This window comes from Nonomuraea angiospora (assembly GCF_014873145.1).
GTDB lineage: Bacteria > Actinomycetota > Actinomycetes > Streptosporangiales > Streptosporangiaceae > Nonomuraea > Nonomuraea angiospora.
Map to the genome: position 1 here is coordinate 1,510,415 of NZ_JADBEK010000001.1, position 16,614 is coordinate 1,527,028.

Annotated in this window: 11 protein-coding genes; 7 read left to right on the forward strand and 4 right to left on the reverse strand. The window is 73.9% G+C overall.

The annotated features are described in order from the left end of the window. Positions 1-38 precede the first annotated feature (38 nt). Together rph and H4W80_RS06945 are read right to left on the reverse strand one after the other, a co-directional pair. Entirely contained in the window at positions 39-2,693 is a 2,655-nt protein-coding gene (gene rph / locus H4W80_RS06940; protein ID WP_225963294.1) for a rifamycin-inactivating phosphotransferase, read from the reverse strand. 31 nt (positions 2,694-2,724) lie between these two features. Continuing rightward, entirely contained in the window at positions 2,725-3,468 is a 744-nt protein-coding gene (locus tag H4W80_RS06945; protein ID WP_192784306.1) for a TioE family transcriptional regulator, read from the reverse strand. Between the two features lie 42 nt (positions 3,469-3,510). On the opposite strand from H4W80_RS06945, the gene H4W80_RS06950 reads away from it, so the two are divergent. Further along, a complete protein-coding gene (locus tag H4W80_RS06950) occupies positions 3,511-4,713 on the forward strand; it encodes an erythromycin esterase family protein (RefSeq protein WP_192784307.1) in 1,203 nt (400 codons plus the stop codon). A gap of 3 nt (positions 4,714-4,716) precedes the next feature. Here H4W80_RS06950 and H4W80_RS06955 read toward each other — a convergent pair whose 3' ends face one another. Both H4W80_RS06955 and H4W80_RS06960 read right to left on the reverse strand, forming a co-directional pair. Next, on the reverse strand, positions 4,717-5,859 hold the full coding sequence (locus H4W80_RS06955; RefSeq protein ID WP_192784308.1) for an NAD(P)/FAD-dependent oxidoreductase: 1,143 nt from the start codon (positions 5,857-5,859) through the stop codon (positions 4,717-4,719). 168 nt (positions 5,860-6,027) lie between these two features. Then, positions 6,028-7,038: an ArsR/SmtB family transcription factor gene (locus tag H4W80_RS06960; protein ID WP_318786734.1), complete on the reverse strand. Its 1,011-nt coding sequence runs from the start codon at positions 7,036-7,038 to the stop codon at positions 6,028-6,030. 95 nt (positions 7,039-7,133) lie between these two features. Here H4W80_RS06960 and H4W80_RS06965 point away from each other — a divergent pair, with 95 nt between their 5' ends. From H4W80_RS06965 to H4W80_RS06990, 6 genes are all read left to right on the forward strand, one after another. Next, entirely contained in the window at positions 7,134-8,696 is a 1,563-nt protein-coding gene (locus H4W80_RS06965) for a serine/threonine-protein kinase (protein ID WP_192784309.1), read from the forward strand. A 1-nt stretch (position 8,697) separates the two neighbouring features. Then, positions 8,698-10,452, forward strand: a complete 1,755-nt coding sequence (locus tag H4W80_RS60330; protein WP_225963295.1) for a protein kinase domain-containing protein — start codon at positions 8,698-8,700, stop codon at positions 10,450-10,452. Continuing rightward, on the forward strand, positions 10,449-11,828 hold the full coding sequence (locus tag H4W80_RS06975; RefSeq protein ID WP_192784310.1) for a protein kinase domain-containing protein: 1,380 nt from the start codon (positions 10,449-10,451) through the stop codon (positions 11,826-11,828). The genes H4W80_RS60330 and H4W80_RS06975 overlap by 4 nt, the downstream gene beginning before the upstream one ends. Beyond that, positions 11,828-13,489 (forward strand): protein kinase domain-containing protein, encoded by a 1,662-nt coding sequence (locus H4W80_RS62510; protein WP_192784311.1) that lies wholly within the window; start codon positions 11,828-11,830, stop codon positions 13,487-13,489. The genes H4W80_RS06975 and H4W80_RS62510 overlap by 1 nt, the downstream gene beginning before the upstream one ends. Positions 13,490-13,537: 48 nt before the next feature. Further along, a complete protein-coding gene (locus H4W80_RS06985) occupies positions 13,538-14,554 on the forward strand; it encodes an aminotransferase class V-fold PLP-dependent enzyme (RefSeq protein WP_192784312.1) in 1,017 nt (338 codons plus the stop codon). A gap of 232 nt (positions 14,555-14,786) precedes the next feature. Next, entirely contained in the window at positions 14,787-16,613 is a 1,827-nt protein-coding gene (locus H4W80_RS06990; protein WP_192784313.1) for a rhamnogalacturonan lyase, read from the forward strand. Position 16,614: the final 1 nt, after the last annotated feature.

Consider the following 16,614-nt stretch of genomic DNA (forward strand, 5'->3'; position numbering starts at 1 on the left):
TCGCGGTGCGGCCGCGCCGGTGACGCGGCCGCACCAGGTCAGAGCAGCTCGACGTACCCCTCGGCGCCGTTGACGCGGATGAGCCGGCCGTCCTCGATGCGCCGGGTGGCGTTCTCCACGCCGACGACGGCGGGCAGGCCGTACTCCCTGGCGACCACGGCGCCGTGGGTCATCACCCCGCCGACCTCCATCACGACGCCCTTGACCGAGACGAACAGCGGCGACCAGCTCGGGTCGGTGTAGACGGTGACGAGGATGTCGCCCTCCTCGACCGCCGCCTCGTCCATGCTCAGCACGACGCGGGCGCGCCCCTCGACGACGCCCGAGGAGACGGCGATGCCCGCCAGGGCGCCCTCGGGCAGGGAGCCGGTGTCGTACTCGCCGGAGATCACCTCGCCCTCGGAGGTGATGACGCGCGGCGGCGTCAGCTTCCGGTCCTCCTCGAACGCCTCCCGCCGCTCGTCGACGAGCGCGGGGTCGAGCCGCCCGGTCCGCACGACCTGCCTGAACTCCTCCAGCGACAGGAAGTACACGTCCTGCGGCTGCCTGATCACCCCGCGATCGACGAGCTCGGCCGCCTCGGCGAGCAGCGCCCGCTTGTACAGCTCGTACCGCTGGAGCAGGGCGTGCTTGGAGTACTCGCGGTAGCCGATGAAGTGGCGGATGAGGCTCATCTGCCGGGCCGCCTTCTTCGCCTTCCGTTCGCCGCCGGGCAGCGCCCTGAGGCGTTCCAGCAGGCCGGCGATGGTGCGCTCGGCCTCGGCGCGGCCCCGTTCGACCTTGCGGGCGCGCTCGCCGGGCGCGAAGTTCCTGACGTTGCTCAGCAGGAGCGGGACGAGCTGGGTGGGGTCCTCGCTCCAGCGGGTCCTGGTGATGTCGATGTCGCCCGAGCAGTGCATCCCGTACGTGCGCAGGTAGCCCTCGAGGGCGCGGCGGGCCTCGGGGCCGCCCTCCAGGCCGTCGAGCCCGGTGAGGAGCGTGTCGCGGCCGGCGCGTTCGAGGTGCTCGACCACCGCCGGGTACGGGCGGACGGCGTCCGCGACGTCCAGCAGGTCGAGGCCCATGGCGGCCACCACGTTGTGGTCGGCGGACTGGGCGATGGCGTCGGCGGCGTTCTGCACGCCGAGCCAGGCCTTCATGCGCTTGTTGACCCAGTTCACCGCCTGGATGCCGACGAAGGCCGCCGCCACGCTGCGCGGGTCGAACGTGAGCCGGGCCAGCACGTCGTGGTCGTCCAGGATGTAGGCGAACAGCTCGTCCCCCGACTTGCCCGCGATGCCGCGCCGCAGCTCCTCGACCGTCCGCTCGTTCTCGGCGATCAGCTCGGGCACGGCCTCGGCGTCGTCCTTGCCGGACATCTTCAGATACTGGCGGGCCATCGGCAGCAGCCCGCCCTCGCCGAAGTCCAGCATCGAGGTCTTGCCGTGGGCCAGGTCGCGCACGAAGTCCTTCCTGGTGAGGACCTGGCGCAGGGCGTTGGCCATGAGGACGTCCACCTGGCCGAGGCTCTTGAGCGTGACCGCGCGCGCCCACGACGAGGACAGCTCGGGCGAGACGTCCTTGTAGAACCGGCTGCCGGACACCGTGCCCGCCGAGCGGCCCAGCCGGTCGTGCAGGAGCGCGAACAACGACAGGCCCAGGGGCTTGAAGGCGTCGGTCATCATCTGGCGGTGGCCGTAGGACATGAAGACGTGGTTCTTGCCGTCGGCCGTCGCGGGCACCGGGTAGAGGGTGGTGATCGGGCGGCTCTGCAGGATCTGGAACTCGCCGCCGGCCAGGCCCCACTCGATGTCCTGCGGGCGGCCGAAGTGGCTCTCGATGCGGCGGCCGAGGCGTTCGAGGCGGAGGATCTGCTCGTCGCTCAGGGTCTGGACGTGGCGGCGCGCGGGCTCGATCTCCCGCTCCTCCGTGCCGCCGTCCGGGGAGGGGCGCAGCTCGACGGCCTGGGTGACGACGTTGCGCGCGATGATCTCGCCCGCGCGCACGCGGTAGTTGTCGGCGTTCGCCACGCCCGACACGAACGCCTCCCCCAGGCCGAACCCGGCGTCGATCGAGACCACCTTCCGGTTGCACGTCACCGGGTCGGCGGTGAACATGATGCCCGCGGCCTCGGGGAAGACCATCTGCTGCACCACCACGGACACGCGCACCGCGCGGTGCTCGAAGCCGTTCTTGATCCGGTAGGCCACCGCCCGGTCGGTGAACAGCGACGCCCAGCAGCGCCGCACGCTCGCGAGCACCGCCGGGGCTCCCGTGACGTTCAGGTAGGTGTCCTGCTGGCCGGCGAACGAGCTGGACGGCAGGTCCTCGGCGGTGGCGCTGGAGCGCACCGCGCACGGCACGTCGCCGAGCTCCGCGAGGCGGCGCAGGATGTCGTCCTCGATCTCGGCCGGTACGGGCAGCGTCTCGACGGCCTCCCTGAGGCGGGCGGACGCCTCGGCGATCCCGGCCCGGTCGTCCGCGCGCAGCCCGGAGAGCCCGTCGATCAGCGCGGCGATCGTCGCGTCCGACTCGACGACCGCGCGGTAGGCCTCGGTGGTGACGCAGAAGCCCGGCGGCACCCGCACCCCCTCGACGGCGGACAGCTCGCCGAGGTTGGCCCCCTTGCCGCCGACCAGGGGGAGCAGGGTCTTGTCGATGTCGTGGAAGCCGAGCACGTAGGCACCCATGGCGTATTCCCGTCTGCCTGTCATGGCCAATTAGGATACAGAGCTGCCCTGTATCCTAATCCTCCGGGAGCGCGCCGGGGCGGCCGGGGTGGCGCAGGTACGCGTCCAGCCCGGCGGCGCCGGTCAGCATGGCGCGGCCGCGGGCCGTCAGCCGGGCGTGCCAGTCGCGCAGGGTCGCCTCCAGGGGCGCGATCCCCCCGGCGGAGCGCACCTGGGCGAGCAGCGGGGCGATCTGCTCCAGCAGGTAGCCGCCGCGTCTGAGCTGGTGGGCCAGCCGGGCGTCGCGCACGTCGGCGGCCGTGTAGACGCGGTAGCCGGTTTGAGGGTCGCGACGCGGGTTGACCAGCCCGGCGCGCTCCCACTTGCGCAGCGTCGCGGGCCTGATGCCGAGCCTCCTGGCCAGCGGGCCGATGAAGGTGACACCACCGGGCCCGGGCCGCTCCTCTGCTCTGGGCTTCTCCTCCGCCGTCAGGTCGCGCAGCGCGCGCTCCACGGCCAGCAGCGTCCGGCGGTCGTCGAGCAGCTGCGCGTGGCTCTCGTCGATGAGCCGCAGGGCCTCCTCGACCGCGCCTCCGTTCACCTCCCGCATGATCGAGGTGGCCGTCTGGTGGCCGTGGCCGGGGATCAGCGCGAGGAAGGCGCGCAAGGCCTCCCGGTGGACGGGGGTGTAGGTGCGGTAACCGTGGGGCGTGCGCGCGGCCGGCGGGAGGATGCCCGCCTCTTCATAGTTGCGGATCGCCTGCGTGGACAGGCCGTGCTCGCGCGCCAGATCCACGGGCCGGAGTCGCTCGCGGGGCATGGGCAAAGTTTACACGGAAGGTTCAACGATACGGTTGAAGGCATGGAATCCGCGATCCTTGACTCCGGCTGGCCCTTCGAGGGCGCCGCGATCACGAAGCTGCTCAGGTCGTTCCCGGCTCCGCCGCGCCTGCTCGGCCTCGGCGAGCCCACGCACGGCGAGGAGGCGTTCCTCCGGCGGCGCAACGAGGTCTTCCGCCACCTCGTGGAGCACGAGGGCCATCGGTCGATCGCGATCGAGAGCGACTGCCTCGCGGCGCTGATCGTGGACGCGTACGTCACGGAGGGCGCGGGGACACTCGACGACGTCATGCGGCGCGGCTTCAGCCACGGGCTCGGCGGCTCGGCCGCCAACCGGGAGCTCGTGAGCTGGATGCGGGAGCACAACCGGCACCGGCCCGCGGCCGAGCGGGTCCGGTTCTTCGGCTTCGACGGGCCGCTCGAGCTGGCCGGGCCCGCCAGCCCCCGCCCCGCTCTCGCCGGGCTGCACGGCTATCTCGCCGCCCACCTCGACGTGCCGCCCTTCGACACCATCGACCGGCTGCTCGGCGCCGACTCCCGGTGGACGGACCCCGACGCCACCATGGACCCCACCCGGTCCGTCGGCCGCTCCCCCGACGCCGTCGAGCTGCGCCTCATGGCGGACGACCTCACGGCCCTGCTCACGGCGGAGTCACCGCGTCTGATCGCCGCAACCTCGCGGGAGGCGTGGTGGCGGGCCTGCCTGTTCGGGCGTACGGCCACGGGCCTGCTCCGCTACCACGCGGGGATGGCGGACACCTCGCCGAGCCGGGTCGTGCGCCTCATGGGGCTGCGGGACACGATGATGGCCGAGAACCTCCTGGCGCTCGCACCGCACTACGGCCCGCTGCTGGTCCACGCCCACAACCGGCACCTCCAGCGGGACAGGAGCGTCTGGCGGACGGCGGGCTGGCAGGGCGGCGACCTGCTGCTGGAGTGGTGGAGCGCCGGCTCGATCGTCGCGGCGCAGCTGGGCGAGGAGTACGCCTTCATCGCCTCGACCGCGGGCGCGGCCTCCCCGCCGGACACCCTGGAGGGCGTCCTGCGCGCCGCCCTGCCTCACGACGCCTACCTCATCGCCTCCAAACGGCTGGCCGGGGCGCTGAAGGGCGTCGAACCGGCTCCCCCCGCCGACACGAGCTCCGGCTACTTCGCCCTGGACCCCGGCCAGGTGGACACGACCGACGGCATCCTCTTCCTCAGGACCATCACACCCGCCGAGTGACCGTCATTGCTGTCCCGGCCGCCGCGCCGGAGCAGGGACGGGCCCGGCGGCGCCGTCGGCGAAGCGGGACGGCCGGAACGGCGCCAGCAACGGCGACTCCTCGCCGTACACCTCGCCCGCCACCTCTCCCATGAGCAGCGGCGCCAGCGTGATCCCGCTGTGCGTGGCCACCGTGTACACGCGCCGCTCCGCGTCCACGAAGCCCGCCACCGTGAGCCCGTCCCCCGGCATCGCCCGCCGGCCGACCACCGCCCGCTCCACCGCGGCCCCGTCCACGGCCCGCAGCACGCGCGACATCAGGGCCAGGATCGAGTCCAGGACGTCGCCGGGCACCGGGACGTCCGGGTCCGCCCGGCCGTCCAGCGGCAGCGACTGCAGCAGCAGCCGCCCGCCGCCGTCCGGCCGCAGGTTGAGCTCGTCGGAGTGGAGCACGCGGGACAGGCGGGCGGGCACCGGGGTCGTGGTGACGAGGAAACCGTTGGTGACCGCGCCGGACACGGCCGGGTCGAGCATCGGCACCTCGGCCCCGGCCAGCGCCGCCACCCCCTGCGTCCAGCGCCCGGCGCAGGTGACCACCACGTCGCCGCCGAAGACCCGTCCGTCGGCCGCCGTCACCTCGACGCCCGACGACGAGGTCTCGATCGCGCTCACCTCGGCCCCGCACACGACCGCGGCCCCGGCGTCGCGGGCCTCGCCGAGCAGGCGCCCGAGCAGCCGCAGCGGGTGGACGTGCGCCTCCATGGGGAAGAACACGTACTCGGCGCCGGGAGGCGGCGGCACCAGGTCGGGCTCCAGGGTGAAGGCGCGCGCGGCGGTGATCCGCTCGACCGGGTAGCCCATGCCGATCAGCCGCCGTACGCGGGTCTCCAGGAGTTCCTTGTGCTCGTCGGAGACCGCGCACTCGAGGTTGCCCGTGGGGAAGAACCAGTCGCCGGGGAGCTGGTGGTGCGCCCGGACGGCGGCGTGGTTGAGGTCGAAGTACTCCTTGGGCGTCTTGTTGTTGGCATTGACCCATGCCAGGGACGTGGAGGTCGTGCCGGATCCCGGCGTACGCGCCTCCAGGACGGTGACCTGCGCGCCGCGCCGGGTGAGCCCCGCCGCGACCGCCGCTCCGACCACTCCCGCACCGATGACCACGACCCGCATGCCGGCTCCTTCCCGTTCCGAATCGCTGACCGCGACGCGCGACCATCGTCCGTGCTCTCTCGGCCGGTGTGAAGGACCCGGAAGCGATGCGTCGGCGTCTTCCGTCGCGGTCTCGCCGTTCCTCGCACTCGACGACGTCGCCTGGCCCTCCTGATGACCGGCCGCCGGCTACTTCGAGGCCGGTGGCGCGGGCCCCAGCGGAGGACCGAGCAGACCGCTGCCCAGCGGGGTCAGCAGGTTGAGCACGGCGGGGCCCCGGCGCACGCTCCTGATCAGGCCCGCCTCCCGCAGCACCTTCGCGTGCCGGCTGGCCGCCGCCAGCGACACGCCCGCCCGCCGCGCCAGCTCCGTGGTGGTGGCCCCGCCGTCGGCGGCCTGCAGGACGGCCGCCCGGGTGGCGCCGATCAGCGCCTCCACCGAGCCGGGAGTCCGCTCGCCCGGCTGCCACCGGAACGCGGCGTCGATGGGATAGATCAGCACCGGCGGCAGGTCGGGGTCGGCCAGCGAGACCGGCACGCGGCGGCAGAAGAAGGACGGCACCAGCGTCAGCCCCCGGCCGCGCAGGTGCAGGTCGCGGTCCACGCTGTAGTCGACCTCCAGCACCGGCGAGCGCCAGCGCATCATCGGCTTCATGCTGCTCAGCAGGCCTTCCACGCCGGAGTTGAGCAGGTGGCCGGCGCGCCAGGCCCGGTCGGCCTCCACCGCGGGCTGGATGAGGTCGTGGTACGGGGCGATGGCCGCCGCGTGGTAGCCGGCCAGGGCGGCGGCCAGCTCGGCCACGGGCGCGGACGGGCGGTCGGCGAGCGCGCCCAGCCAGGCCGGGATGGGCGTGTGCCGGGCGAGCAGCTCCAGCTCGTGGCGGAAGCGGCGGCTCGGGGTGGCGCGCAACGCGTCGAGCCCCGCCTCCAGGCCGTCGCGGGCCGCCGCCGGCGTGAGGAAGTCGGGGAAGTACGGCGCCTCGGGCGCGAGCGCGGTCAGCCAGCGCAGGCCGGAGGCCATCCCGGACAGCCTGGCCGGGCTCTCGCGCAGGGCGCGCTCCCAGGACCGGAAGGCCGGCGCCTTGTCCCTGTCCTGCAGCCGGAACCTGCTGAGCACGATCTCCCACAACGGGTCCGCGCCCGCGGCCACTGTCGTGCGCGCCACGTCGTCCACCGTGAAATGAATCCGCAGCAGCCCCACGAACCCTCTTCTCCGACGCCGGCGAGCAGCTTGTTTTCACTAGGCTGCAAAGGGTCTGGCCGAGGCATCGTACCAACGACACCATGTGACCAACGATGATCGACAATCCCCCCGCATCCCTGTTGTCCGGGCGCTACCGGCTGATCCGGGCGCTCGGCCGAGGCGGCATGGGCACCGTCTGGCTGGCCCGTGACGAGACGCTCGACCGCGAGGTCGCGGTCAAGGAGGTGCTGCTCTCCCCCGACATCGCGGCGGAGGAGCGCGCCGAGCTGTGCGAGCGCACGGTGCGCGAGGCGTACGCGGCGGCGCGGCTGAGCCATCCGGGCATCGCCACCGTCCACGACGTGTTCTCCGAGGACGGCCGCCCGTGGATCGTCATGGAGCTGCTGCGCGGGCGCACGCTGCAGGACGCCATCCGCGACGACGGCCCGTGGGCGCCGCAGCGGGTGGCCCGGCTCGGCGCCGACCTGCTGACGGCCCTGTCCGTCGCGCACCGGCAGGGCATCCAGCACCGCGACGTCAAGCCCGGCAACGTGTTCCTGTGCGACGACGGCCGGGCGGTGCTGACGGACTTCGGCATCGCCCGGATCGACGGCCAGGTCACCATCACGCAGTCGGGGCTGCTGATCGGCTCGCCGGGGTTCATCGCGCCGGAGCGGCTGCGGGGCGAGCGCGGCGGGCCACTGTCGGACCTGTGGTCGCTGGCCGCCACGCTGTACACGGCGGTGGAGGGCCTCTCGCCGTTCCACAGCGCGTCACCGGTGGCGACGCTGCACCGGGTGCTCACCGAGGATCCGCCGCCCTCCGCGCGGGCGGGTCCGGCGCTGGGGCCGGTGCTGCTGCGCATGCTGTCGCGCGAGGCCGCCGACCGCCCGGACCCCGAACTCGCGGGCCGGTGGCTGGAGGCCGCCGCCTCCGGCGTACCGGCTGCCCTGGACCGTCCCCGGCGTCCGCGCCCGCGCCTCGGCAGCGCCGTCCCGGTGGCCGCCGCCGTCGCCGGGCTCGCCGTCGTCGGGGCCCTCGCCTGGTACGGCGTCGCCCGCGACACCCCTGACCCGCCGCCGCCCCGCGCGGCCGTCCCGCCCGCGTCCGCCGCCGCTCCCCCGGCCGCCGCCACCACCACGCCGGCGAAGGGCAGGTTCACGGTGCCGGTCGACTTCTGCACGCTGCTCACCGGCGCGCAGGTCAAGGAGACGGCGTACGGGCGCGAGCTGAAGCGCGACCACTCGGAGAACGGCTGCGCCTGGACGAAGCGGAAGGTCGGGCTCTCCGTCGAGCCCACCAAGGCCCAGAACAAGGACTACTGGGAGGCTCTCCCCGTGGAGGCGCACGAGGAGTTCCTCAACAAGCGGACCGTCAACGCCGACGGGTCCAGCGGCGGGCTGTGGCAGTGGGGCGCCGTCGGGATGCAGTGGCCGATCGGCACCACGTCCACGGCCGCCGCCCCGGTCGCCGGGGTCGGCGAGGAGGCGTTCCAGTACGACGTCTCGGAGCGGAAGTCGGGGACCATGGTGAGGTCCAACGTCGTGTTCCGGGTCAGCAACATGGTGGTGGAGGTCCAGTACGTCGACTTCGACGGCACGCAGGCGGCGCGGGTGCGCTCGGCCGCGCTGCGGGCCGCCAGGCTGACGGCCGCCGCGCTGAGCAGGCGGGGGTGACATGACGTCGCTGGTCGGAGGCAGGTACCGGCTCATCGAGCCCGTCGGCGAGGGCGGCATGGGCGTCGTCTGGCGCGCCCGCGACGAGAGCCTCGGGCGGGAGGTGGCGGTCAAGCGCGTGCGGCTGGCGCCGGGGCTGGACGCCGCGTCGCGGGCCGCCCTGTGCGACCGCGCGCTGGCCGAGGCGAGGACGGCCGCCGCGCTGCGGCATCCCTCGATCGTGGCCGTGCACGACCTGATCGTCGAGGACGGGGATCCGGCGATCGTGATGGAGCTGGTCCACGGGCCGTCCCTGGAGCAGGTCATCCGCGAGAACGGGCCGCTGCCCGCGCGCCGCGCGGCCGAGATCGGGCTGCGGGTGCTGTCCGCCCTGGCGGCCACGCACGCGGCGGGGGTGCTGCATCGGGACGTCAAGCCGGCCAACGTGCTGCTGGCGGGGGACGGGCGCGTGGTGCTGACGGACTTCGGCATCGCCACCCTGGTCGGCGGCCTGCCCGGCACGCCGGTCGGCACCCCGGGCTACACGGCCCCCGAATGCCTGCACGCCCCCGCCCCGGACCACACCCTCATCCTGCCCACCGATCCCACCGACCTCCACACCGCCGCCGCGAGCCCGCCCTCCGGCCCGGCCGACGGTCACGCCATCGGCCCGACCGATGGTCACACCGCGGACCATACCGATAGTCGCGCCACCCGCCCGGCCGATGGTCACGCCACCGACCGGACGGTGGTTCAGCCCACTGACCCGGCTGGGGCGGGTCCTGCGGACCGGACCGCGAGCCGGCCGACCGGCCCGGCGTCGCCACGAGCCGCCGGGGCCGGCTCGGATGCGTGGTCAGGGGCCGCGGGTCCGGCCTCGGATCTGTGGTCGCTGGCCGCCGCCCTCTACACCGCCGTCGAAGGGCGCGGCCCGTTCGCCAGGGACAGCGCCGTCGCCACGCTGAGCGCCGTCCTCACCGAGCCGCCCGCCCCCTCGGGGAGCGCGCTGTGGCCGGTGCTGGCCGCCGCGCTGGAGAAGGACCCACACAAGCGTCCCGGTGCCGAACGGCTCCGGGGCTGGCTGGAGGCGGTCGTGCAGGGGCCGGCCGCTACAGCCGTACTTCCCGAACCGCCGCGGGACACCCCGCCCGGGGTGCGGCTGCCGGTCGCGTTGGGCGCCCTCGTCGTAGCGGCGCTGGTGGGCGCGGGCGCCGTCGTCGTACCCCAGCTCGGGAGAACCTCCGCGGCGGGCCCCGCGGCCGTCGCCGCCGCACCCCCGGCGACGGCCGAGGCGGGGCGGTTCGCCGCCCTGCCGCGCGCGTGCGGGCTCCTCACCCCGGAGCAGGCCGCCGAGGCCGTCCCGAAGGCGTTGATCATGCCGAGGGAGAACGCCGAGTGCACCTGGCATCAGAGCCTGGCCAAGGAGTCCCGGTCGCTGCGGCTCGAGCTGGAGATGCAGGAGCCGACCGGCACCCACGCGGAGATCGCGCTGGCCGCCGACGACTTCGACTCGCGGCGGGACGAGGCCGAACGGAGCAGGAAGTCCTCTCTCCTGGGCAGGAGCTCCGAGATCAGCGACCTCAAGGGGCTCGGCGACGAGGCCATGACGTGGACCGTCACCGACGACCGCCGGCCGCAGACCGAGGTGGCGATCGTCTTCCGGGTGAGCAACCTGGTGGCCAAGCTGACGCTGCGGCGTGAGGTCGCCAAGGACCCCGCTCTGCCCGGGCAGGCGGGCGCCGCGGCCCGTTCGGTCGTCGAGGCGCTGACGCGATGAGGGGCACCGTACTGGCGGGACGCTACACCCTGGCCGAGCCGCTCGGCCCGGGCGGCGGCACCTGGCTGGCCAGGGACGAGGTGCTGCACCGCGACGTGGCGGTCAGACGGATCCCCCTCGCCACCGCCCGGCCCGCCGGCGAACCCGACACGACGGCGGACGGGCGGCCCGACTCGGGGGCAGGCGGCCGACCGGGATCGGGGGCGGGTGAGCGGGAGCGGGTCCTGGCCGAGGCCAGGTTCGCGGCGTCGCTGAGCCATCCGGGGCTCGTCACCGTGCACGACGTTCTCACCTCAGGCCCCCAGCCCTGGATCGTCACGGACCTCGTCCGGGGCGGCTCGCTCGACCGGGTCGCCGCCGCCGAGGGCCCGCTGGAGCCGGGGCGGGTCGCGGCGATGGGGCTGCGGCTGCTCGACGCGCTGGCCGTCGTCCACGCGCACGGGCACGTACACGGCGCGGTCACACCGGGCAACGTCCTCATCGCCGCCACCGGCGAGACCGTCCTCGCGGGCCTCGGCACCACCATGCCCGACGCCACCCCCGCCGTCGATGTGCGGATGCTCGTCACCACCCTCGTGTTCGCCCTGGACGGGGGCTCCACGCCCCACCCGGACCACGCGGCCGCCTCCCCGGCGCTCCTTCCCCAGCCGCGGGAGGCGGCCGCGTTGCGGGCCGCGCTCGCCCGCTCGCGTGACGGGGCGGAGGTCCGTGCCGTCCTGGCCGAGGCGGCGGCCCGCGCGGCGGTCATGGCGGCCGAGGTGCCCACCGTGCCCACCGAGGTCAGCTCCACGAGCGGGCGGCGTACGCTCTGGGTGTCCGTCACCACCGCGACCGCGCTCGTCGCCACCGTGGCGGCCCTCGCCGTCGCGAGACCGGGCACCGCAACCCACGACCCCACCGCCACCCCCGCCTCCCCGACCACGACCCCGAGCCGGTCCCGGACCGCGGTGGCCCCCTCCCCCGACCCGTGCGCGGTGGTCGTCCCCACGGACCGGGTACTGCCGAGCAAGTCGTCCACGTGCTCCGTCACCGTGGACGGCGCCGACGTCACGATCAAGACCCAGCGGAACGTGGACACCGCGCGCAAGGTGTTCGACGCCCTCCGCAAACGCCGGCAGTCGCAGACGGGCACCTCGAAGGTGGAGCGGGCGGTCACCACCCCCGTCAAGAACGTGCCCGGCGTCGGCGACGAGTGCTTCTCCCAGGACACCACCGTGGGCATCCTGTCCAGCGTGAGCAGCAACGTCTGGCTGCGGGTCCGCTCGATGGTGATCGAGGTGTCCGTGATGGGGAACGGTTCCGCGGTCACCTCCGAGATGCGGGAGACCGCCATGCGCGCGGCACGCACCACCGCGGCCAGACTCCAGGGGAACTGATGACCGGCGAACGCTTCCACCCGATCGCCCCCCTCGCCCCGGGTGCGCCCGGCCGCGCGCTGCGGGTGTTCGACCGCCGTACCGGCATGGAGGTGGCGGCCAAGCGCCTGCCGCTGCCGCGGGGCCGGTCCGATTTCGACGAGGTACGCCGGCAGGCCATGGCCGCCGGGGGCCTGCGGCACCCGTCGATCCACCCGGTGTACGAGGTCGTCGGCGTCGGCACCGAGGTGTGGGTCCTCTCCCCGATCGTCAACGGCTGGTCCCTGCGCGCCGAACTCCACCAGCGCGCCGCCCTCGGCCCGGCCGCGGCCGCCACGATCGGCCTGCGCGTGCTGGACGCCCTGACGTACGCGCACCGGCACGGGGTCACCCACGGCAACCTGCACCCGGGCAACGTCCTGCTGGCCCCGGGCGGACACGTGGTGCTGAACGACTTCGCCGTCCCGGCCCTCGCCACCGAAACGGCCGCCAGGCTGCCCGGCTTCACCGCACCGGAGCTCACCACCGACTCCGGCGTACCGCCCGGAGCGACACCGGAACCCGCCGACACAGGGGCGTCTGGACCCGCGACGGAGCCCGCCGACGCCGGAGCCGCCGCTCTCGCCCGCGACGAGGCCGAGCCGGGACCCGCCACCGACCCGGGGCGGGCGCGTGGTGCCGGTGCCGGGGTCGTGCCGGGGCCCGCCGCCGACCTGTGGGCGCTCGGTGCGATCCTCTACACGGCGGCGCTCGGCAGGCCGCCCTTCGTCCGGGCCACACCCGCCGCCACCGCGGAGGCCGTTCGCCAGGGGATCGCGATCGAGCCGAAGGACCCGTTCACCGCCCTGCTGCGCGACCTGCTCGACCCCGACCCGGCCCGCCGCCCGGACGCGGCCGCCGTCCACGCGGTCCTGCGGGACGTCGCCGCGCGGCCCGCCTTCGAGGCCGCGACCGTCACGGTCGGCGGCGTCGAGATCGTCGGCCATCCCATCCCCGCCGACCCCGCCCCTGCCCCCGCCCATCCCCCGGCCCCGGCCAGGCGCTCGCCGGGCCTCAAGCCGGCCGCCCTCGTCCCCGCCGTGGCCGCCGCCGCGGTGCTGGGCGCGGGCCTCGCGCTGCTCGTCCCCGTCGGCACCACCGCGACGCCCCCGGCCGCCGCCTCCGGCACGGGCCCGGCCGCCGCGCCCGTGCCGGACGACATCCCGCCGTTCACCAAACCCCTCAAACCGTGCACGCTGGTCTCCGACGACCTCGTACGGGAGCTCGCCCCCTCGGCGGGCAAACCCTTCACGTACGTCAACGGCGCCTTCACCTCGTGCTCGTGGAAGAGCGACTACGCGATCCCGGAGGCCAAGCGCGGCGAGCTGTCCATAACGCTGGACACGCTGGACAGCGAGGCGATGTCGGACGGCACGTTCGACCTCTCCAAGAAGGTCGCGTCCCGCCTGCACACGAACTACCGCGAGCTCGACGGCCTGGCTCAGGACGCGTTCACCTACACCGACACCACGACGAGGGGCTTCAGACGGTACAAGGTGACGTACGAGTTCCGGCTGAGCAACCTGCACGGGACGGTCGAGTACGGCCGCTCGGTGGGCGTCGACCCGGACGGCTCCATCGCCGGGAACGCCGAGAAGGTCACCCGCCTGGTCATCGACCGCCTGCTGAAACGCCCCGGCTGACAGGCGGTCCCGGGCAATGACCCGAGGGCGGGGACCTAGGCTGGCCCCATGGACATCGCCTCGGCGCACGAGCTCTGGGACGCCGACCCCGGCTGGCTCAACACCGCCTCCTACGGCCTGCCCCCTCGCCACGCCTTCCAGGAGCTCCAAGCCGTCCTGACCGAATGGCGGCACGGCAGCGGCGACTGGAAACCGTGGGACGCCTCGGTGGGCCGTTCCCGCGCCGCCTTCGCCCGGCTCGTCGGCGCGCCCGCCGCCGACATCACCGTCAGCTCCACCCTCTCGCAGATCATGTCCACGGTCGCCACCGCGCTGCCGCCGGGGGCGCGCGTCGTGGTGCCCGAGATCGAGTTCACCAGCAACCTGTTCCCGTGGGCGGTGGCCGCCGAGGTCGAGACCGTGCCCGCCGACCGGCTGGCCGACGCCGTCACCGGCTCCACCGCCGCCGTCGCCTTCAGCCTCGTCCAGTCCGCCACCGGGTACGTCGCCCCGCTCCAGGACATCGTGGCCGCCGCCCGCGCCCACGACGCGCTCGTCATCGCCGACGGCTCCCAGGCGTGCGGCTGGCTGCCGGTCGATGTCGAGGGCATCGACGCGCTGGCCTGCGCCGCGTACAAGTGGCTGATGACGCCGCGCGGGGCCGCGTTCGGCTACCTGTCGCCACGCCTGCGCGAGCGCATGCGCCCGCTGGCCGCCAACTGGTACGCCGGGGCCGACGAGGGCGGCTCCTACTACGGCCCGCCGCTGCGGCTCGCGCCGGACGCCCGCGCGTTCGACCTGTCGCCGGCCTGGTTCTCCTACGTCGGCGCCGCCCCGGCCATGGAGCTGCTCGGCGAGCTCGGCGTCGAGCGGATCCGCGACCACAACGTCGCCCTCGCCAACCGCTTCAGGGCCGGGCTCGGCCTCGAACCGTCCGACTCGGCCATCGTCTCCGTGGACGCCCCGGGCGAGCGCCTGGAGGCGGCCGGCATCCGCGCGGCCGTGCGGGCGGGCAAGGTGCGGGCCAGCTTCCACGTCTACACCACCGCCGACGACGTCGACCGAGCGCTGGACGCCCTTACCTGACCCGTTCATGACAACGGGCCCTTGCGGCCGGGGGACGGGGCCGCTTTAATACGCCGGGCCGCGGACGCGGCGACCCCGTTTGCCGACGAGGAGACATTGTGGCCATTTCCGCAGGTCTGACATTCGTCCCTGACATCCACGGTCCCGGCCCGCGTCCGTCAACGCTGACACCCCGATGAAACTTTCTCTTTTCGCCCATCGGGAAAGCGCTTACCACGAAGGGAAAGAACGCATGCGCTTACGACTGGCCGGCGCGGCCGCGGTCCTCGCCCTGGCTACGACGATCAGCGGCGTCCCCGCCCAGGCCGCCCCGCCCACCAAGCAGATGGAGGACCTCGACCGCGGCCTGGTCAGCGTCCGGTCCGGTTCGGGCAACCTCGTGTCGTGGCGGCTGCTCGGCACCGACCCCGACGGCGTCGCCTTCAACGTGTACCGGGGCTCGACCAGGGTCGCCACGAACCTCACCGCCTCCACCAACTACCTCGACAACGGCGCCGCCGCCGACGCCTCGTACACGGTCAGGGCGGTGGTCGGCGGGACCGAGCAGGCCGCCTCGCCCGCCTCGCTCCGCTTCACCGGCGACTCGTACCTCGACGTGCCCATCCAGCCGCCGTCCGGCGGCACGACACCGGACGGGGTCGCCTACACCTACAGCGCCAACGACGCCAGCGTGGGCGACGTGGACGGCGACGGCCGGTACGAGATCGTGCTCAAGTGGGACCCGTCCAACGCCAAGGACAACTCCCAGTCGGGCTACACCGGCAACGTGTACGTGGACGCGTACCGGCTGGACGGCACCCGCCTGTGGCGCATCGACCTGGGCCGCAACATCCGCGCGGGCGCCCACTACACCCAGTTCCAGGTCTACGACTACGACGGCGACGGCCGGGCCGAGGTCGCGATGAAGACCGCCGACGGCACCAGGGACGGCGCCGGCACGGTCATCGGCAACGCCTCGGCCGACTACCGCAACTCCAGCGGCTACGTCCTGTCCGGCCCCGAGTACCTGACGATGTTCGACGGCCAGAGCGGCGCCGCCAGGTCCACGGTCTCCTACGACCCGCCCCGGGGCACCGTGTCGAGCTGGGGCGACTCGTACGGCAACCGGGTGGACCGCTTCCTGGCCGGCACCGCGTACCTGGACGGCGAACGCCCCTCGCTGATCATGGCCCGCGGCTACTACACCCGTTCCGTCATCGCCGCCTGGGACTTCCGCAACGGCACGCTCACCAAGCGCTGGACGTTCGACAGCAACTCGGCGGGCTCCCAGTGGACCGGCCAGGGCAGCCACAGCCTGTCCGTCGGCGACGTCGACCAGGACGGCAGGGACGAGATCGTCTACGGCGCCATGGCCGTCAACGACAACGGCACCGGCATGTGGACCACGGGCACCGGCCACGGCGACGCCCAGCACCTGGGCGACTTCGACCCGGCCAGGGCGGGCCTGGAGTACTTCAAGGTGAGCGAGTCGGGCTCCCAGCCGTCCTCGCTCTACATCGACCCGCGCACCGGCCAGATCCTCTGGTCCACCCCCGCCAACGGCGACAACGGCCGCGGCGTGGCCGGCGACATCTCGACGGTCAGGGTCGCCAGCGAGTTCTGGTCCGCCGCCGACGGCAACCTGCGCAGCGTCACCGGCAACAACGCCGGCCGCAAGCCGTCCTCGGTCAACTTCCTCGTCTGGTGGGACGCCGACCCGCTGCGGGAGCTGCTCGACCAGACCAGGATCGACAAGTACGGCACCAGCGGCGACACCCGCCTGCTGACCGCCTCCGGCGTGCACTCCAACAACGGCACCAAGGCCACCCCGTCGCTGTCGGCGGACCTGTTCGGCGACTGGCGCGAGGAGGTCGTCTGGCCCACCAGCGACAACCGCGCGCTGCGGATCTACGCCACGACCACGCCCACCGACCGCCGCATCTACACCCTGATGCACGACCCGCTCTACCGGGTGTCGGTGGCGTGGCAGAACACCGCCTACAACCAGCCGCCGCACACGAGCTTCTTCATCGGCGACGGCATGCCCACCCCGCCCAGGCCGAACATCTACGTCCGCTGAC

Coding starts and splice junctions, on each gene's coding strand:
- rph (WP_225963294.1), bottom strand. CDS start 2,693: ATGACAGGCAGACGGGAATACGCCATGGGTGCCTACGTGCTCGGCTTC.
- H4W80_RS06945 (WP_192784306.1), bottom strand. CDS start 3,468: ATGCCCCGCGAGCGACTCCGGCCCGTGGATCTGGCGCGCGAGCACGGC.
- H4W80_RS06950 (WP_192784307.1), top strand. CDS start 3,511: ATGGAATCCGCGATCCTTGACTCCGGCTGGCCCTTCGAGGGCGCCGCG.
- H4W80_RS06955 (WP_192784308.1), bottom strand. CDS start 5,859: ATGCGGGTCGTGGTCATCGGTGCGGGAGTGGTCGGAGCGGCGGTCGCG.
- H4W80_RS06965 (WP_192784309.1), top strand. CDS start 7,134: ATGATCGACAATCCCCCCGCATCCCTGTTGTCCGGGCGCTACCGGCTG.
- H4W80_RS60330 (WP_225963295.1), top strand. CDS start 8,698: ATGACGTCGCTGGTCGGAGGCAGGTACCGGCTCATCGAGCCCGTCGGC.
- H4W80_RS06975 (WP_192784310.1), top strand. CDS start 10,449: ATGAGGGGCACCGTACTGGCGGGACGCTACACCCTGGCCGAGCCGCTC.
- H4W80_RS62510 (WP_192784311.1), top strand. CDS start 11,828: ATGACCGGCGAACGCTTCCACCCGATCGCCCCCCTCGCCCCGGGTGCG.
- H4W80_RS06985 (WP_192784312.1), top strand. CDS start 13,538: ATGGACATCGCCTCGGCGCACGAGCTCTGGGACGCCGACCCCGGCTGG.
- H4W80_RS06990 (WP_192784313.1), top strand. CDS start 14,787: ATGCGCTTACGACTGGCCGGCGCGGCCGCGGTCCTCGCCCTGGCTACG.